A 602-nucleotide genomic window follows, 5' to 3' on the forward strand; every position below is an offset into this window, starting at 1 on the left:
ACGAGGTGAAGGATGCGCAAGGTCGGGCGTGGACGTTTAACGGCGATTGATTTATTGCCGCAAGCTTGTGATCAAATCATTGCAGAGGCGGCTGAGGCTTTAAATGGGCGTGAGAAGACGCAAAAAGCCATTTATGATGAATTTAAAGCAGCTTTGAAGGCTTTACGAAAGGAAACGGGTCTCAGCTTTTCTATACCCTCCTTTTCCAGTTTTAATCGGTATTCTTTGCGGCTAGCCGTGATGTCACGGCGCCTAGAACAGACAAGAGAAATTGCAGCAAGCCTCTCGCAGCGCTTTGATGCTAAAGCTTCTGATAATATCACTCTTTTGACGGCGGCAGCGATTAAGGAGTTGATTTTTTCAACGTTGAGCAGCGGGAAAAACCTTTCACCAAAAGCGGCACAAGAATTGGCCAATGCGCTTAAAGGCGTGTTGGCGGCTGAACATTTGTCGACCACCAGACGGCAAAGATTAGAGAAGGATTTTACCAGCAAAGCAAGCAAAGCGGTTGACGCAGCAGCAGCAGCGGCGGGGCTCTCAGAAGAAACAGCGCGAGCTATTCGTGCGCAGGTGTTGGGGGTAAAACATGGCTGAACAGCCCT

1 protein-coding gene is annotated in these 602 nt (G+C 49.2%); it reads left to right on the plus strand.

Features of this window, described 5'->3' with window-relative positions:
• The first annotated feature begins 12 nt into the window (after positions 1–12).
• Positions 13–594: a phage protein Gp27 family protein gene (locus tag ACFINZ_RS11635; RefSeq protein WP_375701602.1), complete on the plus strand. Its 582-nt coding sequence runs from the start codon at positions 13–15 to the stop codon at positions 592–594.
• The last annotated feature ends 8 nt before the right edge of the window (positions 595–602 follow it).

The organism is Bartonella sp. AA81SXKL, assembly GCF_042196945.1.
GTDB lineage: Bacteria > Pseudomonadota > Alphaproteobacteria > Rhizobiales > Rhizobiaceae > Bartonella.